The organism is Candidatus Sodalis pierantonius str. SOPE (assembly GCF_000517405.1).
GTDB classification, from domain to species: domain Bacteria; phylum Pseudomonadota; class Gammaproteobacteria; order Enterobacterales; family Enterobacteriaceae; genus Sodalis_C; species Sodalis_C pierantonii.
This window is the reverse complement of the sequence record NZ_CP006568.1, coordinates 3,080,298-3,106,283: the sequence shown is the minus strand read 5'-3', so window position 1 is coordinate 3,106,283 and position 25,986 is coordinate 3,080,298. Positions and strand designations below refer to the sequence as shown.

16 protein-coding genes and 11 pseudogenes are annotated in these 25,986 nt (G+C 59.0%); 21 read left to right on the top strand and 6 right to left on the bottom strand.

What is annotated here, in order from left to right:
- Nucleotides 1-122: 122 nt before the first annotated feature.
- Nucleotides 123-332: pseudogene (locus tag SOPEG_RS27715) on the bottom strand (IS5/IS1182 family transposase); the annotation flags it as partial.
- Nucleotides 333-404: 72 nt separating this feature from the next.
- Here SOPEG_RS27715 and SOPEG_RS25050 point away from each other — a divergent pair.
- A pseudogene (locus tag SOPEG_RS25050) lies at nucleotides 405-1,558 on the top strand (IS256 family transposase).
- 32 nt (nucleotides 1,559-1,590) lie between these two features.
- Here the strand turns inward: SOPEG_RS25050 and SOPEG_RS15580 are convergent.
- Together SOPEG_RS15580 and SOPEG_RS15575 are read right to left on the bottom strand one after the other, a co-directional pair.
- Nucleotides 1,591-2,313 (bottom strand): annotated as a pseudogene (locus tag SOPEG_RS15580) (IS5-like element ISSoEn1 family transposase); the annotation flags it as partial.
- A gap of 56 nt (nucleotides 2,314-2,369) precedes the next feature.
- A pseudogene (locus tag SOPEG_RS15575) lies at nucleotides 2,370-3,224 on the bottom strand (IS5 family transposase); the annotation flags it as partial.
- A gap of 196 nt (nucleotides 3,225-3,420) precedes the next feature.
- Between SOPEG_RS15575 and SOPEG_RS15570 the strand changes: the two are divergent.
- A complete protein-coding gene (locus SOPEG_RS15570; RefSeq protein WP_025246038.1) occupies nucleotides 3,421-4,056 on the top strand; it encodes a hypothetical protein in 636 nt (211 codons plus the stop codon).
- A gap of 77 nt (nucleotides 4,057-4,133) precedes the next feature.
- On the opposite strand, the gene smrB is transcribed toward SOPEG_RS15570, so the two are convergent.
- Entirely contained in the window at nucleotides 4,134-4,664 is a 531-nt protein-coding gene (smrB, locus tag SOPEG_RS15565; protein WP_025246037.1) for an endonuclease SmrB, read from the bottom strand.
- A gap of 165 nt (nucleotides 4,665-4,829) precedes the next feature.
- Between smrB and prmB the strand changes: the two genes are divergently transcribed.
- From prmB to SOPEG_RS15535, 6 genes and pseudogenes are all read left to right on the top strand, one after another.
- Nucleotides 4,830-5,762 carry a 50S ribosomal protein L3 N(5)-glutamine methyltransferase gene (prmB, locus tag SOPEG_RS15560; protein WP_025246036.1) on the top strand — a complete coding sequence of 311 codons (933 nt, stop codon included), beginning with the start codon at nucleotides 4,830-4,832 and terminating at the stop codon, nucleotides 5,760-5,762.
- A gap of 79 nt (nucleotides 5,763-5,841) precedes the next feature.
- Complete coding sequence (gene aroC / locus SOPEG_RS15555) at nucleotides 5,842-6,927, top strand: chorismate synthase (RefSeq protein WP_025246035.1); 1,086 nt, start codon at nucleotides 5,842-5,844, stop codon at nucleotides 6,925-6,927.
- Between the two features lie 74 nt (nucleotides 6,928-7,001).
- Nucleotides 7,002-7,750 (top strand): annotated as a pseudogene (gene mepA / locus SOPEG_RS15550) (penicillin-insensitive murein endopeptidase).
- A 71-nt stretch (nucleotides 7,751-7,821) separates the two neighbouring features.
- Nucleotides 7,822-8,679, top strand: coding sequence for a TSUP family transporter (locus SOPEG_RS15545; RefSeq protein ID WP_025246034.1), 858 nt, complete (start codon nucleotides 7,822-7,824; stop codon nucleotides 8,677-8,679).
- Nucleotides 8,680-8,688: 9 nt separating this feature from the next.
- Nucleotides 8,689-9,243, top strand: a pseudogene (locus SOPEG_RS15540) (elongation factor P hydroxylase).
- Nucleotides 9,244-9,270: 27 nt separating this feature from the next.
- A complete protein-coding gene (locus tag SOPEG_RS15535; RefSeq protein WP_025246033.1) occupies nucleotides 9,271-9,546 on the top strand; it encodes a YfcL family protein in 276 nt (91 codons plus the stop codon).
- A 370-nt stretch (nucleotides 9,547-9,916) separates the two neighbouring features.
- Here the strand turns inward: SOPEG_RS15535 and mnmC2 are convergent.
- Nucleotides 9,917-11,440, bottom strand: a pseudogene (mnmC2, locus tag SOPEG_RS15530) (tRNA (5-methylaminomethyl-2-thiouridine)(34)-methyltransferase MnmC2); the annotation flags it as partial.
- Between the two features lie 155 nt (nucleotides 11,441-11,595).
- Between mnmC2 and fabB the strand changes: the two are divergent.
- Both fabB and SOPEG_RS15520 read left to right on the top strand, forming a co-directional pair.
- Nucleotides 11,596-12,807 (top strand): beta-ketoacyl-ACP synthase I, encoded by a 1,212-nt coding sequence (fabB, locus tag SOPEG_RS15525; protein WP_025246032.1) that lies wholly within the window; start codon nucleotides 11,596-11,598, stop codon nucleotides 12,805-12,807.
- Between the two features lie 179 nt (nucleotides 12,808-12,986).
- Nucleotides 12,987-14,195 (top strand): MFS transporter, encoded by a 1,209-nt coding sequence (locus SOPEG_RS15520; protein WP_025246031.1) that lies wholly within the window; start codon nucleotides 12,987-12,989, stop codon nucleotides 14,193-14,195.
- Nucleotides 14,196-14,402: 207 nt separating this feature from the next.
- On the opposite strand, the pseudogene flk reads toward SOPEG_RS15520, so the two are convergent.
- Nucleotides 14,403-15,416, bottom strand: a pseudogene (flk, locus tag SOPEG_RS30950) (flagella biosynthesis regulator Flk).
- 290 nt (nucleotides 15,417-15,706) lie between these two features.
- On the opposite strand from flk, the gene pdxB reads away from it, so the two are divergent.
- From pdxB to cvpA, 11 genes and pseudogenes are all read left to right on the top strand, one after another.
- On the top strand, nucleotides 15,707-16,834 hold the full coding sequence (pdxB, locus tag SOPEG_RS15510) for a 4-phosphoerythronate dehydrogenase PdxB (RefSeq protein ID WP_025246030.1): 1,128 nt from the start codon (nucleotides 15,707-15,709) through the stop codon (nucleotides 16,832-16,834).
- Nucleotides 16,835-17,022: 188 nt separating this feature from the next.
- A pseudogene (locus SOPEG_RS15505) lies at nucleotides 17,023-18,022 on the top strand (aspartate-semialdehyde dehydrogenase).
- A 38-nt stretch (nucleotides 18,023-18,060) separates the two neighbouring features.
- Nucleotides 18,061-18,873 (top strand): tRNA pseudouridine(38-40) synthase TruA, encoded by an 813-nt coding sequence (gene truA, locus SOPEG_RS15500; RefSeq protein WP_025246029.1) that lies wholly within the window; start codon nucleotides 18,061-18,063, stop codon nucleotides 18,871-18,873.
- 39 nt (nucleotides 18,874-18,912) lie between these two features.
- Nucleotides 18,913-19,206, top strand: a pseudogene (locus tag SOPEG_RS15495) (SNARE-associated domain-containing protein); the annotation flags it as partial.
- A 169-nt stretch (nucleotides 19,207-19,375) separates the two neighbouring features.
- Nucleotides 19,376-20,926: pseudogene (gene istA, locus SOPEG_RS15490) on the top strand (IS21-like element ISSoEn3 family transposase).
- Between the two features lie 11 nt (nucleotides 20,927-20,937).
- The gene (istB, locus tag SOPEG_RS15485; protein WP_025246027.1) at nucleotides 20,938-21,687 is read left to right on the top strand and encodes an IS21-like element ISSoEn3 family helper ATPase IstB; all 750 of its coding nucleotides are present in this window, start codon (nucleotides 20,938-20,940) and stop codon (nucleotides 21,685-21,687) included.
- A 103-nt stretch (nucleotides 21,688-21,790) separates the two neighbouring features.
- Nucleotides 21,791-22,102, top strand: coding sequence for a VTT domain-containing protein (locus tag SOPEG_RS15480; RefSeq protein ID WP_257720390.1), 312 nt, complete (start codon nucleotides 21,791-21,793; stop codon nucleotides 22,100-22,102).
- A 200-nt stretch (nucleotides 22,103-22,302) separates the two neighbouring features.
- Nucleotides 22,303-23,223, top strand: coding sequence for an acetyl-CoA carboxylase, carboxyltransferase subunit beta (gene accD / locus SOPEG_RS15475; protein ID WP_025246025.1), 921 nt, complete (start codon nucleotides 22,303-22,305; stop codon nucleotides 23,221-23,223).
- Nucleotides 23,224-23,307: 84 nt separating this feature from the next.
- Nucleotides 23,308-24,579, top strand: a complete 1,272-nt coding sequence (gene folC / locus SOPEG_RS15470) for a bifunctional tetrahydrofolate synthase/dihydrofolate synthase (protein WP_025246024.1) — start codon at nucleotides 23,308-23,310, stop codon at nucleotides 24,577-24,579.
- Complete coding sequence (dedD, locus tag SOPEG_RS15465; RefSeq protein WP_025246023.1) at nucleotides 24,569-25,213, top strand: cell division protein DedD; 645 nt, start codon at nucleotides 24,569-24,571, stop codon at nucleotides 25,211-25,213. Before folC ends, dedD begins: the two co-directional genes overlap by 11 nt.
- A 272-nt stretch (nucleotides 25,214-25,485) precedes the next feature.
- On the top strand, nucleotides 25,486-25,974 hold the full coding sequence (gene cvpA, locus SOPEG_RS15460) for a colicin V production protein (RefSeq protein ID WP_025246022.1): 489 nt from the start codon (nucleotides 25,486-25,488) through the stop codon (nucleotides 25,972-25,974).
- The last annotated feature ends 12 nt before the right edge of the window (nucleotides 25,975-25,986 follow it).

Here is a 25,986-nt window from a genome sequence, read left to right as displayed (position 1 = left end):
GTCAAACTTGAGAAGAGTGGGTGACATTTTTAACAAGCGGGAAAACAGGGGTTTCAGGGGGATAAACGCTTTGTTGAATAAATCCGAAATTTGTGACGACTTCCTCCCTATCAGGGCGATTGTTACATGATGCGGACGCTGTTTGGTATTCCTAACAGCGTGATCCGGTTAAGCGCTTTGACCATTGCCATAGCCTTACCTACCTGCGCGTCATAGTCATGCAGACTCAGATGACCACCCAGAAGTGTTTTAAACCGGAACATGGCCGTTTCAGCCAGTGAACGCCGGTGATAACCTACTTTCTTTTTCCAGGTATCGTTATTGCCGCTCAGAGAGCCTGTTTAGAATTTGTGTATTTGCCTGATTTTGATATGTTCAATCCAACATCAAAAACAGGTTAATTTATGGACGAAAAACAGTTGCAGGCTCTGGCTAACGAACTGGCCAAAAATCTCAAAACCCCTGAAGATCTCAGTCACTTCGATCGGCTGCTGAAAAAAATCAGCGTCGAAGCAGCTCTCAATGCCGAAATGACCCATCACCTCGGCTACGATAAAAATCAGCCTAAACCGGGGACCAACGCCCGCAACGGCTATTCCACAAAAACCGTTACCCTGGCGATGGCCCGCTGGCGCTGCGTACTCCGCGCGATCGTGACGGTTCCTTTGAACCGCAACTGGTGAAGAAAAACCAGACCCGGATTACCGGGATGGATAACCAGATTTTATCGTTGTACGCCAAAGGGATGACCACCCGCGAGATCGCCGGCGCTGGTCTCAAAGGTCACCGATGCGGTCATGGAGCAGGTTGTCGAATGGCAAAACCGGCCTCTGGATGCAGTCTATCCCATTGTTTATCTTGACTTTATCGTTCTAAAAGTCCGGCAGGACAGCCGCATCATCAACAAATCTGTGTTCCTGGCGCTGGACATCAACATCGAAGGCCAGAAAGAGTTGCTAGGTATGTGGCTGGCCGAAAATGAAGGCGCAAAGTTCTGGCTGAACGTGCTGATAGAGCTGAAAAACCGCGGCCTGAACGATATCCTTATCGCCTGCGTAGACGGGCTGAAAGGTTTCCCTGACGCTATTAACGCGGTGTATCCGGAGGCGCGGCTCCAGCTGTGTATCGTGCATATGGTGCGCAACAGCCTGCGGTTCGTCTCCTGGAAGGACTACAAGGCCGTTATCTATCAGGCCCCTACGGAAGAAGCTGGCTTGCAGGCGCTGGAAGCGTTCTCCAGTGCCTGGGAGACATCCGCTACCCGCAAATAAGTCGAAGCTGGCAGGCAAACTGGGCCAATCTGGCCACGTTCTTTGCCTACCCAACGGACATCCGCAAGGTGATCTACACGACCAACGCCATCGAGTCGTTAAACAGCGTGATCCGGCATGCCATCAAAAAGCGCAAGGTGTTCCCGACCGACGACGCAGTGAAAAAGGTGGTGTGGCTGGCGATACAGGCGGCCTCACAGAAATGGACAATGCCTTTGAGGGACTGGCGCATGGCAATGAGCCGCTTTATTATCGAGTTCGGTGACCGCCTGGACGGTCACTTCTGAGAAAAGGCATTTACACAGAATCGTGTACAGGGTCCGCTCAGATGCTGATTTGCCACCGCATGGTTACGCTCATGGTATCGAGCTGGCCAATATTGCGCACCACTTCACGGTGGGATAAGCGGCTTTATTTTTTTCCTCAGCAGAGCATCATGACAGTAACGCGTATCGTAAGCACTGTCAGCCGACGCTTCCCTGATTTTCCGGTGGGTTTGGTTAATCAGCCCGGGCAGCGCCTGCGCATCTGTCGTACCGCTTAGCGATAAATCGGCACAGATAATTTCATGTGTCGCGCTATCTACTGCCAGATGAAGCTTGCGCCATACTCTGCGCCTCTCAGCCCCATGCTGCCTGACTTTCCATTCGCCTTCGCCGAAGATTTTCAGGCCGGTGCCATCGATGACCAGGTGTGAGATTTCGCCGCGGGTTGGCGTTTTTATGCTGATGTCGACGGTTTTTGCTCGCCGGCTGACCAGAGAGTAATCTGGGCAGCGCAGCGACAGCCCCATCAGTTTAAAAATCGAGTCAACGAAACCCTGTAACGCCCGGAGCGAAAGGTTAAACACGCGCTTTATCATCAGAACCGTGGTAATGGCCATATCGGTGTAGTGAAGCGGCCGGCCACGATGTTCAGGTGGTGTACTCTCAGTCCATGCAGCAATGGCTGACTCATCAAGCCATACTGTCAGGTCCCCCCGCTGCCTGAGCGCATTGTTATATGCGGGCCAGTTGGTGATTTTAAACTTTTGCTTTGCCATGGGGACCTGATGTTGAAACGAATGTAGTGATCAGAGCCGCCAGTCACCTAAAAGTTCGATTTATTCAACAAAGCCTCATAGTCATGCAGACTCAGATGACCACCCAGAAGTGTTTTAAACCGGAACATGGCCGTTTCAGCCAGTGAACGCCGGTGATAACCTACTTTATTTTTCCAGGTATCGTTATTGCCGCTCAGATGCTGATTTGCCACCGCATGGTTACGCTCATGGTATCGAGCTGGCCAATATTGCGCACCACTTCGCGGTGGGATAAGCGGCTTTATTTTTTTCCTCAGCAGAGCATCATGACAGTAACGCGTATCGTAAGCACTGTCAGCCGACGCTTCCCTGATTTTCCGGTGGGTTTGGTTAATCAGCCCGGGCAGCGCCTGCGCATCTGTCGTACCGCTTAGCGATAAATCGGCACAGATAATTTCATGTGTCACGCTATCTACTGCCAGATGAAGCTTGCGCCATACTCTGCGCCTCTCAGCCCCATGCTGCCTGACTTTCCATTCGCCTTCGCCGAAGACTTTCAGGCCGGTGCCATCGATGACCAGGTGTGAGATTTCGCCGCGGGTTGGCGTTTTTATGCTGATGTCGACGGTTTTTGCTCGCCGGCTGACCAGAGAGTAATCTGGGCAGCGCAGCGACAGCCCCATCAGTTTAAAAATCGAGTCAACGAAATCCTGTAACGCCCGGAGCGAAAGGTTAAACACGCGCTTTATCATCAGAACCGTGGTAATGGCCATATCGGTGTAGTGAAGCGGCCGGCCACGATGTTCAGGTGGTGTACTCTCAGTCCATGCAGCAATGGCTGACTCATCAAGCCATACTGTCAGGTCCCCCCGCTGCCTGAGCGCATTGTTATATGCGGGCCAGTTGGTAATTTTAAACTTTTGCTTTGCCATGGGGACCTGATGTTGAAACGAATGTAGTGATCAGAGCCGCCAGTCACCTAAAAGTTCGATTTATTCAACAAAGCCGCTTTATATCGTAAGCATCAGAATACTACTCTGTTACGTGGCCGCATTTATTTATGGCATCGTAAGGGCTACGGAAAGAGTGAGGGAAAAGCTAGCCGCCGTTAATGATAATGAGCCTAGCTTGCTCGACTTTTTCTTTATCCTCGAAGCGATAGGTATTGTAATCGGTTTATTCGCGGTGGCAAGTCTGAATCCTGACTCACCCCGCCACGTGCAATGGGCTATGTCGCTGCTCAAAATAACGTTATTCCTTTGGCTTTATGAACAATTATCCCGCATTATCAGAAGAACCAAAAGCACGCTGGCGATCATAACCATCATCGTGGCTCTCTTGACATCGTGCTGGTATCCCGTAGTCAGCAATAAACACCTTAGTCTCAGCATTCATATCACGTTCCATCGCAATCGCGATTTCAATCGCGAAATTCTGACGTTGATGTGGCAGAATAATATCTATCAAATTTACAGCGCAGACTTTTGGGGGATATTACCGCTGAATGCGATTGATAATCGGGTAAACGCCGGTGAATTTGCCATGAATGGCGACAACTTTGTTCCTCGACATTGGCTGTCGCGCCCAAGTTGGTTCTGCGCCACGGGGGAGGTGTTTTACTATTTAAACCAGGATGTCGAAGCAGACAGGTTGATAAAAGATCGGATAGTGAAGCGCCATGGCGAATTACTTCTCATAAAAGGAGATGTGTCGATTTGGAAAGGACCCGTGATTTGGGAAAACGACCGGCAATGCGTTAACTGACCCCCGATCGACTACGGGCGCAAACACTAGCGCCCGAGCCTGGTAACGGGTGGCTTCGCTATCGCAACCGTCATCTTTTAGGACGCCAGCTCCGCCAGAATCAATAGCGCCGCGCTGCCGCCAAATTCCTTCTGCGCCTGATGAAAGCCTTTGATATTAGGATGTTGCGCTAGCCACAGGGGCGTCTGTTGCTTCAAAATATGTTTGCCGTGTCCATGCATGACGCAGGCGCAATACACATGTTCACGCCGGCAGGCGGCGATAAGCGCGCCCAGTTCCTGTTTTGCCTCCGCCTGCGTGAGCCCGTGCAGATCCAAAAACAGCTCCGGCGTATAGTCACCGCGCCGCAGCTTTTTCACCTCATAGGGGCTCACGTCCGGCCGGACATAGCGCGGCGGCCCCTCTTCCTGAAGCAGCGGCTGGAATTCATCGGAAAAGTAAAAACTGGCGTCCACCTGCTCCTGAATCAATCGTCGCGGGGGCAGGGCGGATTTCGTGCGCCGCGGCGGGGGCGGTCTTACCCGGTGCTGGGGCAGCGGCTTAGCGCCTACCACCGTCTGCCTGAACAGCAGCAGATCATCCTCCGCCAGTGTAAATCGTTTCTTCATTGTTTCGCTCTGCGCCTAGCATTTTATCTCAGTTTACCCTTTCCTTACCGTTGACGGCGAAAAAAGTGGCGCTGTTTCCCTCCAAGGTTTACTGGCTGCTGCTTTGTCCGTCACTTCATGGCACACTAGCGCCTGTTGAAGAAAGTGAAGGCCGCGGAGGGCAGATTGGACAAAATTTTTGTGGGTGAAGCGGTAGCGGAAATGCATACCATACAGGATATGCTGCGCTGGACGGTCAGCCGGTTTAACGCCGCGCAGCTCTATTACGGCCACGGTACCGACAATCCCTGGGATGAAGCGTTACAGCTGGTGTTGCCCAGTTTGTTCCTGCCGCTGGATCTGCCGCCGGAGATGCACGGCGCGCGCCTGACCTCCAGCGAGCGTGCCCGCGTGGTTGAGCGGGTGATCCGCCGGGTCAATGAGCGCATACCCGTGCCGTACTTGACCAACAAGGCCTGGTTTTGCGGACTGGAATTTTATGTTGACGATCGCGTGCTGATCCCGCGTTCGCCCATTGGCGAACTGATTACCGATCGTTTTCGCGATCTGTTGTCCCATTCTCCGACGCATATCCTTGATATGTGTACCGGTAGCGGTTGCATTGCCATCGCTTGCGCCTACGCCTATCCCGAGGCGGAGGTGGACGCGGTGGATATTGCCCCCGGCGTATTGGTGGTGGCGGAGCAAAATATCCAGGCGCACGGCGTTGAGCATCAGGTCACCCCGATTCGCTCCGATTTATTCCGTGACTTACCGCCGCTGGCCTATGACGTGATCGTGACCAATCCTCCTTATGTGGATGAAGAGGATATGAACGATTTGCCGGCGGAGTTTCACGCTGAACCGGTGCTGGGCCTGGCCGCCGGCAGCGATGGCCTCAAGCTGGTGCGGCGTATTCTGGCCTGTGCGCCCGATTATCTTGCCCAGAATGGCGTGTTGATTTGCGAAGTGGGCAACAGCATGGTGCATTTGATGGCGCAATACCCGCAGGTGCCATTCCGCTGGCTGGAATTCGCCCAAGGTGGCGACGGTGTATTCATGTTGACGCGGCAACAGTTGATCGCCTGCGGCGAACTTTTCAAGCTGTACCGTGATTAAAACCCCTGGCCCGGCCGCAGAACTCGCGTGCGGCCGTGGCGTGTCTGTTTTATTTATCAGGAATTGAGAAGGAGTCCCTATGGCAGGGAACAGTATTGGGCAATTTTTCCGCGTTACCACCTTCGGGGAATCCCATGGCCCGGCCCTGGGCGGGATCGTCGACGGCGTACCGCCGGGTATCCCGCTTAGCGAGGAGGATCTGCAGCGCGATCTCGACCGCCGGCGGCCCGGCACGTCGCGCTATACCACGCAGCGACGCGAGCCGGACCGCGTGAAGATCCTCTCCGGCGTATTCGAGGGTGTCACTACCGGCACCAGCATCGGGCTACTTATTGAGAATACCGATCAGCGCTCGCAGGATTACAGCGCTATCAAAGATCTCTACCGTCCGGGCCACGCCGATTACAGCTACGAACAGAAGTATGGCCGACGGGATTATCGCGGCGGCGGTCGTTCATCGGCGCGGGAAACGGCGATGCGCGTCGCCGCCGGCGCCATCGCCAAGAAATATCTAGCGCAACACTGCGGCGTGCAGGTGCGCGGTTTTTTGGCGCAAATGGGCGATATTCGCTGCGAACTCAAAGATTGGGCGCAGGTGGAACAAAATCCCTTCTTCTGCCCGGATGTCGACCGTCTGGAGGCGCTCGATGCGCTGATGCGCGATTTGAAAAAAGCCGGGGATTCCATTGGCGCCAAGGTTACGATCGTAGCAGAGAATTTGCCCGCCGGCCTGGGTGAGCCGGTATTCGACCGCCTTGATGCCGATCTGGCCCACGCGCTGATGAGCATTAACGCGGTGAAAGGGGTCGAGATAGGCGATGGCTTCGCGGTCATCGGCAAGCGCGGCAGCGAAAACCGCGACGAGATCACCCCCGAAGGTTTTCAAAGCAATCACGCCGGCGGCATTCTCGGCGGCATCAGCAGTGGCCAGCCGGTTATCGCTCATCTCGCCCTGAAGCCCACCTCCAGTATCATGGTGCCCGGTCGGACGGTGAACCGCAGCGGCGAGGCGGTGGAAATGGTGACCCGCGGTCGTCACGATCCCTGCGTCGGCATTCGCGCGGTGCCGATCACCGAGGCCATGATGGCGATCGTGTTGATGGATCATCTGTTGCGCCAGCGTGCGCAGTGTGCGGACGTTGTTGCGGCGGCGCCGATATGGTGACCATGATGCGTAGGCTAATCACGGTCTGGCTGGCGGCATTCGGCGCGGGCGCCGCGCAGACGCCGTAGCAAAAAATCGAGTATCCCATCGCCGGCGCGCCCAGCCCCATCGGCAGCTTCTCCAACGGCTGTATTGTCGGCGCCCAGCCGTTGCCGCTGGAGGCGGGGAATTATCAGGTGTTACGGCCGGATCAGCGGCGCTATTTCGGCCATCCGGATCTGCTGTTGTTCATCCAGCGCCTGAGTAATCAGGTGAAACATTTGGGGCTGGGAGAGGTGCTGGTCGGTGATATGGCGATGCCGCCGGCGGCCGGTTCAGCAGCGGGCACGCCAGCCACCAGTCGGGACTGGATGCGGATATCTGGCTACAGACGCCGCGTCAGCGCTGGAGCGCCTCCCAACTGCTGAAACCCCAGCCGCTGGATCTGGTGTCAGCCAACGGCCGCGGCGTAGTGCCGCGCCTGTGGCAGCCGCAAACCGCCGCGCTGATTAAACTGGCGGCGGAGGATGACCAGGTCATCCGTATTTTTGTCAATCCGGCCATTAAAAAACAGCTGTGCCTGGATGCGGGCAGCGATCGCGACTGGCTGCGCAAGGTTCGGCCCTGGTTCGGTCACCGGGCCCATATGCACGTACGGCTGCGCTGTCCGCCGGGCAGCCGCGACTGCGTCGATCAGCCGGCACCGCCGCCGGGCGACGGTTGCGGCGCCGAACTGGAGAGCTGGTTTCTGCCGGCCAAACCCGGCACCGGCGCACCGGTGAAAAAAACGCCGCCGCCTGCCGCCTGTCAGGCGCTGCTCGATCGGCATCGGGTATTGCCCTGAAAAGCAGGCCGCCGCGCCAGCGTCGCCGGGGCCAGTGATGGCCCCGCGCTACCGTCATTAGGGAATTGAGTATGGATTGGTTAGTGGTTTCGCCCTGGCTGCTGGCGGGGCTGTTTTTCGTCGCGGTACTGGCCGGGTTTATCGATACGCTGGCCGGCGGCGGGCTTATCACCATCCCGGCGCTGCTGGCCGCGGGGCTGGCCCCAACGCAGGCGCTGGCGACCAATAAATTACAAAGCGTGGGCGGCAGCTTTTCCGCCAGCCTGTATTTTGTGCGTCGGGGGACGGTGAAGCTCGCCGATCAGAAACGCAACATCGCCATGACTCTGCTGGGAGCGGTGGCGGGCGTCGTTTTTATTCAGCATGTGCGCGCCGATTTGCTGCGCCAACTGCTGCCGCTGCTGGTGATAGCGATAGGCCTCTATTTCCTGCTGATGCCGCGTATCGGCGCCGAAGATCGGCAACGTCGGTTATCCGGCTGGCCATTCGCCCTGGTGGCCGGCGGCTGCGTGGGGTTTTACGATGGCTTTTTTGGGCCAGGCGCCGGTTCATTTTACGCTCTGGCCTTTGTTATGCTAAGCGGGTATAACCTCGCCACCGCCACCGCCACCGCCACCGCCACCGCCACCGCCACCGCCACCGCCACCGCCACCGCCACCGCCACCGCACATGCCAATGTACTGAATTTTACCTCCAATTTCGGCGGTCTGATGCTGTTTGTCCTTTCGGGCAAAGTGATATGGGCGGTCGGTCTGGTGATGCTGGCGGGACAAATTCTGGGCGCACGGCTTGGCGCCCGCATGGTGCTGGCGAAAGGGCAGCAGCTGATCCGGCCGATGATCGTGGCGGTATCGCTGTTGATGAGTATCAAACTGATTTATGACAATCACGGCGCCGCTATTGCGCACTGGCTGGCCGTGTGGCTGTAAAGGTAAAGCATGTCCGTACAACCCCATCATTACCAACAGTTAATTGACATCTTCGACGGCTGTTTTGCCGACACGTTGAATACGCGGTTAATTAAAGGCGACGAAGAGCCCCTCTATATTCCCGCCGACGACGCGGCGCCCTATCATCGCATCATTTTCGCCCACGGCTATTATGCCAGCGCGCTGCACGAAATCGCCCACTGGTGCATTGCGGGCGCTCGCCGACGGCTTTTGGTCGATTTCGGCTACTGGTATTGTCCCGACGGGCGCGATGCCGACACGCAGGCGCAGTTTGAGCGCGCCGAAATCAAACCGCAGGCGCTGGAATGGATGTTTTGCGTCGCCGCCGGCTTCCCCTTTCATGTCAGCTGCGATAATCTCAATGGAGATTGTTAGCCTGATCGCATTTTATTCCAGCGGCAGGTGCATGCACAGGTCATGTTGAATCTGGAAAACGGGGTAGGGCCACGCCCGGCGGCGTTTAAACAGGCGCTGCACCGCTATTATCAAACGCCGCCGCTGGCGCAAGAGCAGTTCCCTTTGCCATCAGACCTAAAAGAATAGCATTACAACATCATCAAGAGGATGAGTATGATCGCGGATTTTGAAGCGCGCATTCTGGCGCAGATCGATGAAATGGTCGAGCATGCCAGTGACGATGAACTGTTCGCCGGCGGCTATCTGCGTGGTCATCTGACGCTGGCGGTCGCGGAAACCGAACAGAACGGCGAGCATACCCTGGAAGCGCTGCATAGCCGAGTGCAGGAAAGTCTTGAGCGCGCCATCAGTAAAGGGGAGCTGTCGCCGCCGGATCAGATTTTGGTCAAAACGATGTGGCAAACGCTCTATCAGCGCGCCGCGGGCTGAGTCGCGCCACCGTGACGCTGACCCGCACCCGGTTTCGCGTCGCATGGGGCGCCGATGGACGGCGGCGGGGGAGTAGCGCGGTTACGCGCGGCAATCAGCGGCGGTAGCGGACGTCCAAGGTTCAGCCGTCCCGCGCAGCGGCTTACAACAACGGCTGTCCAGTAGGAGAGGGTGAATGTAGCCATCCTTGCACCCTGCGCTCGCTTCACCCGCTTATGAGTCCTCTGCGCGCGGGGAGGAAGGCCGCCGCTGGACGATCTCTTTCCCCTTCAATAAGTTGCGTATCCAGAAACGGTTGGGATTCAAGGCCTGTGCCACGGTGCGGTTGACCGGCAAGGGCTCGCCGAATATCTGGGCCGCCACGATTTCCGCCGCAACGTGCCTGCTGGCCGCTGATATCCACCGCGTCCAGCCAAGGCGCCTCCGGCAGGCAATCCCGCAATCGTTGCAGATTTTGCTGCTGTTCGCTTTCACGGTAATCCGTACCGGCGTCGCCGCGTTGATAGCTGGTCCCCAAGCAATGGCAAGCGTTGCCGGGGCTTTGCGGCGTCAGATAACCATCAAAACACAGGACCTGGCGCAGCGCCGCCAGCGGCGCCGTCGCCGGAATATGACTCACTTGGCCGCGCACCGCATAAAGCGGCAGCAACGTGGTAGGGGCCAGCGCGCTCATCCCCTGTCCATTGGCCAACACGACCGTGGCGTGGCGCGCTTCGAGTCCGTCGGCGAACCTCACCCCCCAGCCGCCGCTGCCGTCGGCGTTTAGGCCGTTGACCGGCCTGCGGTAGTGTGTTTGTAGTCCCTGCCGCTCGGCGAGCTGTAGCGCTTTTCTCGTCCCAGGCCAGCTGGGTGACGCCGCACCAATGATGTTCAAAAACCACGCCTTGCGCCGCCAGCTGTTGATAGCAGCGCAGCGCATAGGGAAAGGCGGTGGCGTAAAATTGGGCCAAGGCATCATACCGGTGATTGAGCAGCGGATAGAGTGCGCCCTGACGATTGCCGGAAGCGCCTTGCGCCGGTTGACCGTCGGCGCAATAGAGCGTGACGCGGGCGCCGCGCCGTTGTAACGCCAGCGCGGTAAGCGCACTGGCGATACCGCCGCCGATAATCGCTACATCGTCAGGAACAGCGGCCGCGGGACGGGCATACCAGGGCGCGGCAGGCGCGTGCCGGTAAGCATCTCCCGCTTATGGCCGAACCCTTTAACCTTCGCCACGGCGAATCCGGCCTGCTGAAGCCCGCGGCGAACAAAGCCGGCGGCGGTAAAGGTAGCGAAACTGCCGGCCGGCGCCGCTAACCGGGCCATGGCGGCAAACAGCGTTTCCTGCCACATATCAGGGTTTTTCGCCGGCGCGAAGCCATCGAGAAACCAGGCGTCGATGCCATCGTCAAGGCTGGGATCCAGCGTGGGGATCAGCGCGTTTACATCGCCGAAGCCGATATCGAGAATTACTCGGCCGTGCGCCAGCTCTAGGCGGTGATAGCCGGCCAGCGGCTGCGGCCAGAGGGTTTGCAGTTCGCGCGCCAGCGGCGCCAGTTCTTCCCAGGGCTCAAGCGCGCTGCGCAAATCCTCAGGACCGAGGGGGAATTTCTCAAAGCTGATGAAGTGCAGGCGCCGCGCGCCCGTTATTGGCTGTTGCCGGCAATGTTGGTCAAAAGCATGACATAACGCCAGAAAATTGAGGCCGGTGCCAAACCCGGTTTCCGCCACCCTGAACACCGGGCGCGGATGATGGCTAAAGCGGGCGGGCAAGCCGTTTCCGTTGAGAAAAACATGGCGCGTTTCCGCCAGCCCATCCTGATTGGAAAAGTAAACGTCATCAAATTTTTGGGATACAGGTGTACCCTGTTCGTTCCAGCGCACGACGGCGGGTACAATAGCGTGGCGGTTCACGGCAGCAGGCTCACGGCAGGGAAAGTGGCACGATTCTAACCACGCGGGCTTTCCGGTGCAAATTTTACTAACATCCGCTGATCGGACTTGTTCAGCTTACATCTGTAAGCTAAAGTGCGTGACTGAAACTCAAATATTATTACAAGAGGTATTAAATGAAACGTGTTGTGATTACCGGCCTGGGGATCTTATCAAGTATCGGTAACGACCAAAAAGAAGTCCTGGCCGCGTTGCAACAAGGCCGCTCCGGGATTACCTTTTCCCAGGAATTGAAAGATTCCGGCATGCGCAGCCATGTCTGGGGCAATGTCAAACTCGATACTACCGGGCTGATTGATCGCAAAATGGCGCGCTTTATGAGTGATGCCTCTGTCTACGCCTTCCTGTCCATGGAGCAGGCGGTTGCCGATTCCGGCCTAACCCCCGACATGGTCTCCAACGATCGCACCGGCCTTATCGTGGGCTCCGGCGGCGGCTCGCCGCGCAATCAGGTTGCCGGATCCGACGGCATGCGCGCCCGCGGTTTGCGCGGCGTGGGGCCCTATATGGTCACCAAAGCCATGGCCTCCGGCGTATCGGCGTGTCTGGCGACGCCTTTTAAAATCCGCGGCGTCAATTATTCCATCAGTTCCGCCTGTTCGACCTCCGCGCACTGTATCGGCAATGCGGTGGAAATGATCCAGCTCGGCAAACAAGATGTGGTCTTCGCCGGCGGCGGTGAAGAGCTGTGCTGGGAAATGGCCTGTGAATTCGATGCCATGGGGGCGTTATCCACCCGCTACAACGAAACGCCGCAGAAAGCGTCGCGCACCTATGACGTCAATCGCGACGGCTTTGTTATCGCCGGCGGTGGCGGTATCGTGGTCGTGGAAGAGCTGGAGCACGCCCTGGCCCGCGGCGCCCATATCTATGCCGAAATCATCGGTTATGGCGCGACCTCCGACGGCGTGGACATGGTAGCGCCGTCCGGCGAAGGCGCCATCCGTTGTATGCATATGGCGCTGAAAGAGGTAGATACGCCGGTGGATTATCTTAACGTCCATGGCACCTCCACCCCGGTCGGCGACGTGAAAGAGCTGTGGGCGATTCGTGAAACCTTCGGCAGCCAGCATCCGGCGTTCTCCTCCACCAAAGCGATGACCGGCCACTCGCTGGGCGCAGCAGGGGTGCATGAGACGATCTTTACGCTGCTGATGTTGGAGCATGGTTTCATCGCTCCGAGCATCAATATTGACGAACTCGATCCGCAGGCGGAAGGGATGAATGTCATCACCGAGCCGACCCAGCGCACCTTGACTACCGTGATGAGCAACAGCTTTGGTTTCGGCGGCACCAACGCCACGCTTGTTATGCGGAAATACCGCTGAGCCGCGTCGGATGCGGACGCGCCGTGGGGCACCGGCCTTCGCGGCCCCTTTGCCGTACAATGGCGTAAGCCTTCACGCTAACCAACGCTTCCCTCTCTACCGTGACGGCCTCGGCAGGGAAAGGGCGTTGGTTTTTTTATGCTCTCTATGCCGTTAATTGTCAGGAGCAAGCCCGCACTATGTATGCTGAACCGACTACATTGGGCACCATTCCGGCGAATAAGACGCTGTTCTCGCTGTGTAGCGCGGTGTTTCTGTGTTATTTGACCGTGGCGTTGCCGCTACCGGTTATCCCGCTTTACGTCCATGACGAGCTGGGGCTCAGTAATACCCTGGTGGGCGTCGCGGTCGGTGTTCAGTTCCTGGCCACGGTACTGAACCGCAGTTACGCCGGCAGGCTCGCCGACCAGTGCGGCGCCAAGCGATCCGCGCTTCAGGGGATGGCGGCATGCGGACTGGCCGGCGTGTTCTATCTGCTTTCCGCCCTGCTGCCGTTGCCGGTCTATCCGCGCTACGGGCTGCTGCTGATAGGGCGCGTGATGCTGGGTTTTGGTGAGAGCCAATTGCTGACCGGTACCCTAAGCTGGGGGTTCGGTTTGCTGGGACAGGTGCGGGCGGGTAAGGTCATGTCGTGGAACGGCGCCGCAATTTATGGCTCGCTGGCGGTGGGCGCGCCGGTCGGTCTGCTGCTCTATCACCGCTCCGGTGGTTTTATTACTCTCGGGTTAACGACGCTGCTATTGCCGCTGCTGGCCCTGGCCTGCAATGCCCGCATTGCGTCGATTCGACCGCATCCCGGCAATCGGCCGTCCCTCAAAGCGGTGCTCAGGTTGATTTGGCTGCCGGGGATGGCGCTGGCGCTGCAGGGGGTGGGTTTTGCCGCCATCGGTACCTTCGTTTCACTGTATTTCAATTTGCGGCATTGGGATCATGCCGGTTTCGCTTTCAGTGCCTTCGGTATTGCTTTTGTCGCCCTGCGCTTTTGGGGCAGCCATTGGCCGGATCGCTTAGGCGGCGTACGGTTGACACTCATCTCGCTGGCGGTGGAAGCGCTCGGCCTCGCGCTGCTGTGGCTGGCGACGGATCCCGGTTTGGCGCTGCTGGGGACGGGCTTGACCGGCGCCGGATGCTCATTGATATTCCCCGCCATGGGGGTGGAAGTGGTGAAACGAGTACCGGCGCAGACGCGTGCGACGGCGGTAGGCGGCTACAGCGCGTTTCAGGATGTCGCCTATGCCCTGACCGGACCGCTAACCGGTATGCTGGCGACCGCCTTCGGTTATGCCTTGGTATTTGGCGCCGCCATGCTATGCGCGCTGGTGGGCGTTGCCGTAACGCTGCTTTTCGCCCGGCAGCGACGGCTGGACAGCGGCGACTCCGGCCTTTGACCGGCACCTGGGCGCGCGCGTAAACGGCGCACTGCGCGCCCGCTACCAGGGTAACGGCCTCCCGCGTTTGCCACAGCAAAAAAACCGTTGTCGCCCGCGTCGGCTCGCCGCAGGCCGGCGCGCGTTGCGCCCCGCGCAGTAACCACCTCAGCCGCGTTCATCAGTCAATCTTCCCCCGCGCCTACCCTGTAGCGCCGCGCCCGGCTACTAGCGGGCCAGCAGCCAGATCACCAGCAGCGCCACGGCGACGGACACCCCGATCACCAGCGGCGAACGCGCCGCGCGGACGGGCCGCGGCTCGTGTTCCGTCGCGATGAGCGGATGGGTCACCGGCTGGAGCAGCCGGACATCGGGGGTTTGGTGCTGGCTTTGGGTGCGACTCAGGCGATAAATAAACAGATACTGCATCACCGCGTTGACCTGGGCGCTGGTTAAGGGCGTCTGGCTGTCGGCGGCGAAATGTTGCCGGCAGTATTGTTCCACCGCCTGCTGCTCCTCGCCGTGGATGGGATGTTTGAGCACCGCCGTGAGCGTCGCCAGCGTGGGATGCCCCTGCTGCGACAGCGTAAGATGGCTTTGTAAAAACTGGCTTAACAGCGGGAAATGGCGGGCGAGAATCGGATCGCCGGATTTCAGCCCCATCATGCGGTGCAGACTTTCCCAAAGCTCGGTCGGCATTTCGCCGGTCAACGCCGCCAGCCTTGTAATGAGCTGACTGATGGCCTGGTGTTCCGCCGGCAGCAGGGTGCGATCGGTCATGGCGGTCTGCTGCGGCGCTGGAATATCCAATTGCTCGCTTTACAGTAATTGCAGCACCTGATGCAGTTGGCCGGCGTCCAGTTGGCTTAACACGGTGTGGCCGAACTGGCTGCGAATATAGTCACTGACCGCCTGCCGATTATTGCCCTGGGGCAACAGATCGGTCAGCTGCTGCAACAGCTGTCGGCCGGCGAGCGTCTCCTGCGCCGTCAACAATCGCCCCTGTAGCATCTGTTCGGCGGCGATGAAATGCCGCACCCGTAACTCGCCGTCGCCGGCAATGTGCAGATGGTGGAACAGCGCGGCCCAAATTTCCGCGGGTTTACTGGGACTCAGGGCCAAGATGCGGGTAATCAGCCGCTCAAGCGTGGTGCGCTGGGCGGTGGTCAACGGCTGATCCGGGCCGGTCGGCGGCGGTGTCTGACCCCGTGGCGGCGTACCGGGACCGGTAACTGGTTGCATAGTACATGTCCTCTCGGGATGGCAGATGGTGAAAATCCGGCGCGGCGTCGCGAACGCGCGCGGCTGTAGGGGGCTGATAATAGCAAGCCCCCGCCGGCAGCGGTAGCCTCTGGCACCGGGATGGCATTTTCTGCCGGACTGGCATCATTAGACCATGCCCCCGGCAAGTTTAGCGGGTTGCGCCGGCGGCAATGGCAAAATGAAGCGTGATAGGGTTGGGATTCTTGTGCATTCGGTGGCAGAATATTCCCCCTTTAACGTTTGATGGCAGGGTACTGCCGGAGCCTGATGTGAAAATCCTGGTGGATGAGAATATGCCCTACGCCGAGGCGCTGTTTGGTCGCTTGGGCGACGTACAGGCGGTGGCGGGCAGAGCCATTCCCGCGCCGGCGTTGGCCGACGCGCTAATGGTGCGTTCGGTAACCCGCGTCGACGGCGCCCTGCTCGACGGCAGCCGGGTCGCGTTCGTCGGTACCGCCACCGCCGGCACCGATCATGTGGATGAGGATTGGCTGGCGCAGGCGGGAATTGGTTTTTCTGCGGCCCCGGGCTGCAATGCGATTGCGGTAGTGGAGTATGTTTTTTCCGCGCTGCTATGGCTGGCTCAGCGCGACGGTTTCGCCTTGCGCGATAAGACCGTCGGCATTGTCGGCGCCGGCAACGTCGGCGGCCGTTTACAGCGGCGGCTGAATGCGTTCGGCGTGCGTACCCTGTTGTGCGATCCGCCGCTGGCGGAAGCGGGGGCGCCGGGCGACTGGCAGCCGCTGGAAAAGCTGGTGGCTGAGGCGGATGTGCTGACTTTCCACACGCCGCTCACCCGCGCCGGCCGGCATGCGACCTGGCATCTGGTCGACGAGACGCTGCTGGCGGCGCTGCCGGCCGGCCGTATTATCATTAATGCCTGCCGCGGCGCGGTAGTGGATAATGCCGCTCTTCTGCACACGCTGGAGCAGGGTAAGCCTCTGGGTGTGGTGCTGGATGTCTGGGAGCCGGAGCCGGCGTTGTCGCTGCCGCTACTGGCCCGCGTTGATATCGGTACCGCTCATATCGCCGGCTATACGCTGGAAGGCAAGGCGCGCGGCACGACGCAGGTCTTCGATGCCTACAGCGCCTTCGTTGGCAGCGACGCGCGCGCGAGCCTGGCGGCGCTGTTGCCGCCGCCGGCGGTGGAGCGTATCCATCTGCGCGGCGCCATTGACGAAGAAGCGCTGCGCCTGTTGGCACATCTGGTCTATGATGTGCGGCGTGATGATATGCAGTTGCGTCGCGCGGCCGGTCTGCCGGGCGAGTTTGATCGCTTGCGTAAACACTATTATCAGCGTCGGGAGTGGTCGTCGCTCTGCGTAGAGACCGACGACGACGCTGGCGCGGATACCCTGCGGCAACTGGGATTCCAGGCCCGGCCGGCCGTCGGTTAAGGGCGCGCAAGGCACAGGACGCCTTTGTTGCCGAGTGAGACCGCGAGGCGCCGGCGGGCCTGTCCCGCCCGTGCATCCTCGGGCCCGTGGCGGGCGGCGGATGCGCCAAGGGCGTCCCACCACATTTTGATGACGGATGCCGCCGCAGTAGAGCGCCGTGAGGCATCCCAATAACGGGAGATGAAATGATGTCTGACGGCTGGAATATCGCCCTTCTTGGGGTAACAGGCGCAGTCGGTACGGCGCTGCTGGATATTATGCAGGAGCGCCAATTCCCGTTCGGGGAACTTTTTTATTGTCCAGCGAGCGTAGCGTCGGAGAGACGGTGCGGGTCAACGGGCAAAGTCTCCAGGTCAGCGAAGCAGCGCAATTCGACTGGTCGCAGGCGCAGTTGGCGTTTTTGTCGCCGGCGCTCAGGCCTCGGCGCTGTATGCCGCTGACGCCGCCGGCTGTCTGGTTGTGGATGTCAGCGGCCTGTTCGCCCTGGAGCCGGACGTCCCGCTCGTGGTGCCGGGGGTCAATGACGATGTGCTGGCCGATTACCGCAACCGTAACATGGTGGCGGATGCCTTGACCAGTCAATTACTGCTGGCGCTAAAACCCCTTACCGATTTGGCGGGCCTGAGCCATCTGCACGTCAGCACGATGCTGTCCGCGTCCGCCCACGGTAAGGCGGCGGTAGACGATTTGGCGGGCCAGAGCGCGCGCCTGTTGAATGGTTTGGCCGCTGAGCCCGGCTTCTTTCCGCGTCAGCTGGCGTTCAATTTGCTGCCGCTGCTGCCCGACGACGCGAGATCGGTGTGCAGCGAGCGCCGTCTGGTAGATGAAGTGCGCAAAATCCTGCGCGATGAGGGGCTACCGATTTCGGTCAGCAGCGTGCAGGCGCCGATATTCTACGGCCATGCACAGCTGGTGCATCTGGAAACGCTGCGGCCGATGGCCGCGGAAGAGGCCCGCGTGGCGCTGGCGGCCGGCGAGGGGCTGACCCTGAGCGACGAGCTGGACTACCCGACGCCGGTGGAAGATGCCTCGGGGAACGTCGCGCTGAAGATTGGTTGTTTGCGTAACGATTATGGCATGCCCGATTTACTGCAATTCTGGTCAGTGGCGGACAATGTTCGCTTCGGCGGCGCGCTGATGGCGATACTCACCGCGGAAAAACTGATGGCCGAGGCCAGCGCATGGTAACGGCGCAAACGGCGCCGCTCCCCGAGGTGGACGAAGCGATGCCGGCGGCGGCCAATGATGGCGCGATGAAGCTGGTGCTCGGGATTGAGTATGATGGCAGTGCGTACTACGGCTGGCAGTGTCAGCAGGAAGTGCCAAGCGTGCAGGCGTGCCTTGAGCGCGCGCTCTCGACGGTCGCCGACGAGCCTGTCACGGTCCACTGTGCCGGCCGTACCGATGCCGGCGTGCACGCGACGGGGCAGGTGGTCCATTTCGACACACGGGCGCGCCGGCCGGACGCCGCCTGGACGCTGGGCGTCAACGCCAATCTGCCCGCCGATATCGCCGTGCGCTGGGTGGCGCCGGTGGCGGACGATTTTCATGCGCGTTTCAGCGCCACCGCCCGGCGCTACCGCTATATTATTTATAACCATCGCCTGCGTCCGGCGCTGCTCGGCCGCAGGCTGACGCACTATTACCCCCCCCTTGATGCGCCATCGATGGCGCGCGCGGGCCAATGTTTGCTGGGGGAGAACGATTTCACCTCTTTTCGCGCCCTGCAGTGCCAATCGCGCACTCCGTGGCGCAACGTGCACCATTTGCACGTCACGCGCCAGGGGCAATATGTGGTGGTGGATATCAAAGCGAATGCTTTTGTTCATCATATGGTTCGTAATATTGTAGGCAGTCTGCTGGAGGTAGGTTGCGGCAACCGGCCGGAAAGCTGGATAGCCGAACTGCTGGCGTGCCGCGACCGGACACAGGCCGGCGCTACCGCCCCGGCGGAGGGGCTTTATCTGGTGGCGGTGGAGTATCCATCGCGTTTCGCCCTGCCTGCGCCACCGCCGGGGCCGTTATTTCTAGCGGAGTGACCGCTAATGTCTATCGCGTTGCGTTACCGGGATAACTGAATGGAATATATAAAATTTATCATCGATTTTATTTTACATATCGATGTCTACCTGGCAGAACTGGTGGCGCAGTATGGTGTTTGGGTGTATGCTTTTTTGTCTCTGATTCTGTTTTGCGAAACCGGTCTGGTGGTCACGCCTTTCCTGCCGGAGGGCTCGTTGCTGTTTGTCGCCGCCGATGCGGTCAATTATACCATTGGCCGCCTGTTCGGCGAAAAGCTGTTCAGCCGCCCCGACTCGAAAATATTCCGCCGAAGCTATCTGGAAAAAACCCACCAGTTTTACGCCCGCCACGTGCTGGTTCCGGTCACATCCGATCACTGATTCCGATTTCACCCGATCACTAATTCTGATTTCATCCGATCACTGATTCCGGTCGCCCGATCAGCGATTCCGATTCTGTCCGATCGCTCATCTTCTGTTCCGCCATACTCTGGAGACTTTTAGCTTCCGGGGGCATGGCATGGCACGTAAAAAAAAGAAAGCGAGAACGGAAATGTGCATCTATATTAATGTCTTACGTATGAAATTCGAGCAGCGTCGCTCGAATCGCACTATCGCAGCAGCGCTCGGCATAGGCTGTACTACCGTGCACGATATCCTCGGCCGATTCACGGTAGCTAACCTGGTCTGGCCATTGCCGGCGGAACTGTCCCCCGTCGACCTCGACCGCCTGCTCTATCCCGGCAAATCCGGAAAAGTTATCAATACCTTACCCAGCTGGCTTGATATCGATACCGAGTTAAGCCGCAAGGGCATGACCAAGCAGCTGCTCTGGATGGAATATCAGTCCACCGTGGGCGGTGATGCCCTCGGTTACTCACAGTTTTGTGCACTGTTCCGTGACTGGAAAAAGAAGCAGCGGCGTTCTATGCGCATGGAGCACAAGGCTGGCGAAAAGCTCTTCATCGACTTCTGTGGCCCCACCGTACCTATCGTCAACCCTGCGACCAGTAGCGTACGCCAGGTCGCTATCTTCGTCGCTGCCATGGGCGTGTCAGGCTATGCGTATATCGAAGCCTGCGAAGGCCAGGACATGGCATCGTGGCTCAACGCCAATAGCCGCTGTCTGCACTTCATGGGTGGGGTTCCGGAGCTGATGATACCTGATAATCTGCGCAGCGCTGTCAGCACCCCTGACCGCTATGAGCCGGTCATAAACCAGAGCTACCAGGCGCTGGCAAATCACTATGAGACAGTGGTGCTACCGGCGCGCCCGAGAAAACCGAAAGACAAGGCGAAGGCAGAATCAACTGTGCAGCTGGTAGAACGCTGGGTTTTGGCCCGGTTGCGTAAACGTAGGTTCTACTCGCTGGCCGAACTCAACCAGGTGATACGAGAACTCAATCATGAGTTGAATCTGCGCCCGATGCGTCATTACGGCGGACAAAGTCGCCTTGAACGCTTCGAGCAGCTGGACAAACCGGCTCTTGGGCCTCTACCGCCCACACAATGGGAATACAGTGAGTATCTCGTTGCCCGAGTGGGACCTGATTACCACATAGACTACGGCAAAAACTGGTACTCGGTGCCGCATCCGCTGGTTGGCGAGCGCGTTGACGTCATCGCCACCCAACGGCTGGTGCAAATCCACCATAAGGGCGTTTGCGTGGCTACGCACCCTCGCAGCGATAACGCCTATAGGCACACGACTCAGGCGGCGCACATGCCGGTTAACCATAAGGGGTAGAGTCAGTGGACGCCGGAAAGGCTGTGCAGTTGGGCGCTGTCGGTGGGTGTGTGCACACTGAAAGTGGTCGAGTCCATCCAAAAGAGCAAAGCCCATCCTGAGCAGGCTTACCGCTCCGTGCTGGGGCTACTCAATCTGCAACGGCGCTATGAGACGACGCGACTGGAGAAGGCCTGCGCGCTGGCGTTGGAGAAAGGGTGCATTAACCGCTCTTTCATAGCCAACGTATTGAAACACGGTCGTGAAAGTGAGGTCACCCAGGACGGAGCAGGCGTATCAATGCTGGTTCACGAAAACCTCCGAGGTCCGGACAGTTATCACTAAGGAGAATAAATATGGATACACTGTTAATGGCTCTGCGAGAGCTGAAGTTGTCGGCAATGGTCCAGGCGTTGGAGACGCAACGCGAACTCCCGGGGAGTTATGGGGAGCTGGGGTTCGAGGAGCGGTTGTCGCTGATGGTAGAAGCGGAAAATTTACATAGAAAAAACAACAAAATATGCCGTATTCGACGGCAATCGCAAATGCGCTTGCAGGCAAAACCGGAAGATATCCGCTATATCCCTAGCCGAGGAGTGACACCGGAACAGATGCGAGATCTGCTAGGGGGACAATATCTGAAATATCAGAAAAGCATACTCATCACGGGGCCGACAGGTACGGGCAAAACCTGGCTCAGTTGTGCGCTTAGTGAGCAGGCATGCCGGCAGCAATATAGCGTGCGTTACTGGCGAGTGGGTCGGTTGCTGGCCCATCTTCACCAGTGTCAGGTAGACGGGACCTATCTAAAACAGCTTAAGCAGTTAGAAAAAATAGAGTTACTGATCTTGGACGATGTGGGCCTAGAATCAATAAGTCCGATGCAGGCAACGATGCTGTTGGAGGTGATGGAAGATCGCTACGACAAAAGCAGCAGCATCCTGATCAGTCAACTGCCGGTGAAAAAATGGTATGGACTGATAGAAAACCCCACGACAGCTGACGCGTTACTCGATCGGTCAGTACACCCCAGCTATAGACTGGAACTTAAAGGCGAATCACTACGCAAAGAGCAAGGAGTAGCCAGCACAGGAAAAATAGACTAAACCCGAGTCAGAAGATGAGCGAACACGTGATCGAATATCACTGGAATGGGTGATCGGAAAATATCGGAATAACTGATCGGATGTCGCCGGAACAGCTGATCGGATACGTCGGAATCTGCACCACGGCGGTAAAATGATTGTCCTGGCGCGTTTTGTGCCTATCGTGCGGACTTTCGTGCCGTTCGTGGCCGGCATGGGACATATGCGCTACCGCCATTTCGCGCTGTATAATGTCGCGGGCGGCCTACTGTGGGTTCTACTGTTCAGCTATGCCGGCTATTTCTTTGGCAATATGCCGATGGTGCAGCAGAATCTGAAGTGGCTTATCGTGGCGATTATCCTACTATCGGTGCTGCCGGGCGTAGTGGAAGTGTGGCGCCAGCGCCGACTGGCCGCCAACGGTAAAAGTGAGTAATTTCCCGATGCCGGCGGGCAAAATGTGTACAAAGTACAGAGTTTTCTGTGCCAAGTCGCTGGCCGTTATGGTTTAATGGGCAACCTTTGGCGCGCCATCCCCGGCGGGGAGCGCGCAAAACGGCGGCCTTCTCGCCGCGGTAAAAGGTCAAGTAGATATAGCGGACTGGCGGATGCCAGGTTCAAACAGAAAGGTTATCGATGAGCTGGATTGAACGAATTCTCAATAAGAGCACTATCACCCCGGCGAGCAGGGCGAACATTCCCGAGGGCGTATGGACCAAATGTGATAGCTGCGGCCAGGTGCTGTACCGCGCGGAGCTGGAGCGCAATCTGGAGGTCTGCCCCAAATGCGATCACCACATGCGTATGACCGCGCGCGCGCGCCTGCACGCTTTCTTGGATAAAGGAAGCGAGTCAGAACTCGGTAGCGAGCTGGAGCCGAAAGATATCCTGAAGTTCAGGGACTCGAAGAAGTATAAGGATCGCCTGGCGGCGGCCCAGAAGGCCACCGACGAGAAAGACGCGCTGGTGGTGATGAAAGGCACGCTGTACGGTATGCCGGTGGTAGCCGCGTCCTTTGAATTTGCCTTTATCGGCGGGTCGATGTCCTCGGTGGTCGGCGCGCGTTTTGTGTGCGCGGTGGAGCAGGCGATGGCGGACGACTGTCCGCTGGTATGCTCTTCCGCCAGCGGCGGCGCCCGCATGCAGGAAGCGCTGATGTCGCTGATGCAGATGGCCAAGACCAGCGCCGCGCTGGCGCGGCTGCGCGAGCGGCGGTTGCCCTACATTTCGGTGCTGACCGATCCCACCATGGGGGGCGTTTCGGCCAGTCTGGCAATGCTGGGGGATTTGAACGTCGCTGAGCCGAAAGCGCTGATAGGCTTTGCCGGTCCGCGCGTGATTGAACAGACGGTGCGTGAAAAACTACCGGCCGGCTTTCAGCGCAGTGAATTTCTGCTGGAAAAGGGCGCCATTGATCTTATCGTGCGCCGCCCGGAAATGCGTCTGCGTCTTGCCAGCCTGCTGGCGAAACTGACCAATCGGCCGCAGCCGCAGGATCCATTGCCGCACGAACCGCGCCCTGATGCGGTCCCGGAGGATCATCAGGACGAGGCCTAAACGGACGGTGCAAGCCTGCCCGCGGCCATCTGCCGGGGCGGGGCAGGCTTAGTGAGAACCCAGCATAAGCCAATGAACGGACGTATGGAAAATCTGCCTATCCCTCAAGCCACGTCGCCACTGGCCGCGTGGCTTCATTATCTTGAACGTCTGCATGCCAAACCCATCGATCTGGGCCTGGAGCGGGTAAGCCATGTGGCTACCGGCTTGAATCTGCTGCGCCCGGCTCCCTGGGTCATTACCGTCGGCGGCACCAACGGCAAAGGCACCACCTGCCGGCTGCTGGAAGCCATCTTGCTAGCCAGCGGCATGCGGGTCGGGGTCTATAGCTCGCCGCATTTACTGCGCTACACCGAACGGGTGCGTATCCAGGGCGACGAATTGCCGGAAGCCGCCCATAGCGAGGCGATGGCGGTTATCGAAACCGGCCGCGGCGCCACCTCCCTCAGCTATTTCGAGTTCGGCACGCTCGCGGCGCTACAGCTATTTCGGCAAGCGTCTCTGGATGTGGTGATCCTGGAGGTCGGGCTGGGGGGACGGCTGGACGCCACCAATATCGTTGACGCCGACGTCGCCGTGATTACCTCCATTGCCCTCGATCATACCGATTGGCTGGGGCCGGATCGCGCCAGCATCGCGCGGGAAAAAGCCGGCATCTTCCGTCGCGGCAGGCCGGCGATTGTGGGTGAGTCCGATCGGCCGGCGACGCTCGACGCCGCCGCGGCCGATAGCGGCGCCGTCTTGTATGCCCGCGACCGCGATTGGTGGTGGCACCACGACGGTCAGCACTGGCGCTGGTGGGACGGCTTGCGCGAGCTCACGGCGCTACCGCTGCCTGCCATTCCCCTGGAGAATGCCGCCACCGCGGTGACCTCCGTCGGCCGCCTGCCGTTCGCGGTGCCGGAGTCGGCGGTGCGACAGGGGTTACGTGAGGCCTCGCTGCCGGGACGTTTCCAGTGTATCGGCCGAGCGCCGCTAACGATACTGGACGTGGCGCACAATCCCCACGCCGCCGGCTACCTGGCCCGGCGTCTGGCGGCGCTGCCCCGCACCGGCAAGGTGCGGGCGGTGATTGGCATGCTGGCGGATAAAGATATCGCCGGCACGCTCGCCTGTCTGCGCGGGCAGGTGGATGTCTGGTATTGCGCCTCCCTCGATGGGCCGCGCGCCGCCAGCGCCGCACAGCTGGCCGCCCATCTTGACAGCGACGCGCAACGGTTCGAGGATGTGCTAAGCGCCAGGCATCAGGCAATAGCGGACGCCGTGCCGGAGGATTGTGTGCTGGTTTTCGGCTCTTTCCATACCGTGGCACCGGTCATGGCGCTGGCTGAAAGGGAGAAATATTGTGGCGAGTAAATTTCAGAACCGCCTGGTGGGGACCATTATCCTTGTCGCCCTCGGCGTCATTATTTTGCCCGGCCTGCTAGACGGTAAAAAGAAACACTATCAGGACGAGTTCGCCGCCATTCCGCTGGTGCCGAAGCCCGGCGACAGCGATGAGCTCGATGCGACGCCGCCGGCCAGCCAGCCGCCGGAAGGGGCGGGGGAGGCGGTAGAACAATCCAGCCGGCCGGCCAACAGCGGTCAGCCAGCGGCTCCGCTGCCCGATGCCGCCAGCGGTTCCCGCCAGCCGGAAACGCTGGCGCCGCCGGAGATGAAAACCACGCCGCCCGCGCCGGTTAAACCCGAGCCCAAACCGGTCGCGCGGCCTGAGACCAAACCGGTACCCAAACCGCAGGCGCCGAAAGGGCAGGCGTGGGTGGTGCAGTTGGGCGCGCTGAAAAACGCCGATAAAGTGTCGGAGATTGTGGCTAAGCTGCGGCTGTCGGGCTACCGCGTTTATACCTCGCCGTCGGTGCCGGTTCAGGGGCAGATTACGCGGATATTTGTCGGCCCGGATGCATCCAAGGAAAAACTGCAATCCGCGCTCGGCGAATTGAATCAGTTGAGCGGCCTTAACGGCCAATTGCGGCCATATAGCGCACGCTAGACTTTTACCGTTCCCAACTAGGGGTGCGGCCCGATGCCAGGGCCCGACATAAAGCGCTGCTCTGGCGCGGCAGGATACACAGCCTTCCTCGCGGGGGGCGCTGGGCGTCTGGTCGGTGAAGCGCTTCGCGCTATCTCATTGCGGCGATTGGCTTTTTTTAATCGCCGTTATTTATTTAAACAGGGGGATAAATCCCCTACGCAAACGTTTTCTTTTTCTGTTAGAATTCGCCGCTAACCAGCTGACCGGGCGAATGATCAAGGGATGCATGCATGATCTGGGTTGATTACGTCATTATCGGCATCATTGTTTTTTCCGCTGTGGTGAGCCTGATTCGCGGGTTCGTGCGCGAGGCATTATCTTTAGTAACCTGGGCCTGTGCATTTTTTGTCGCCAGTCATTACTATAGTTACCTTGCGATATACTTCACCCGTTTTGAAGAGCAGATGGTACGCAACGGCATTGCGATTGCCCTGCTGTTCGTGGCGACCCTGATTGTTGGGGCGATCGTCAATTACGTGCTTAGCTCACTGGTGGAGCGGACCGGTTTATCCGGCACTGACCGGGTCCTTGGCGTCTGCTTCGGCGCGTTGCGGGGCGTTCTAATCGTGTCGGCGGCGCTGTTCTTTCTCGACACCTTCACCGGTTTCTCCCACAGCCAGGAGTGGCAGCAGTCCCTGCTGATACCGCAGTTCAGCGGTATCATCAGATGGTTTTTTGACTATCTGCAAAGCACGTCGAGTTTCTTACCGAGGCAGTAGTTGTCCCGGTAA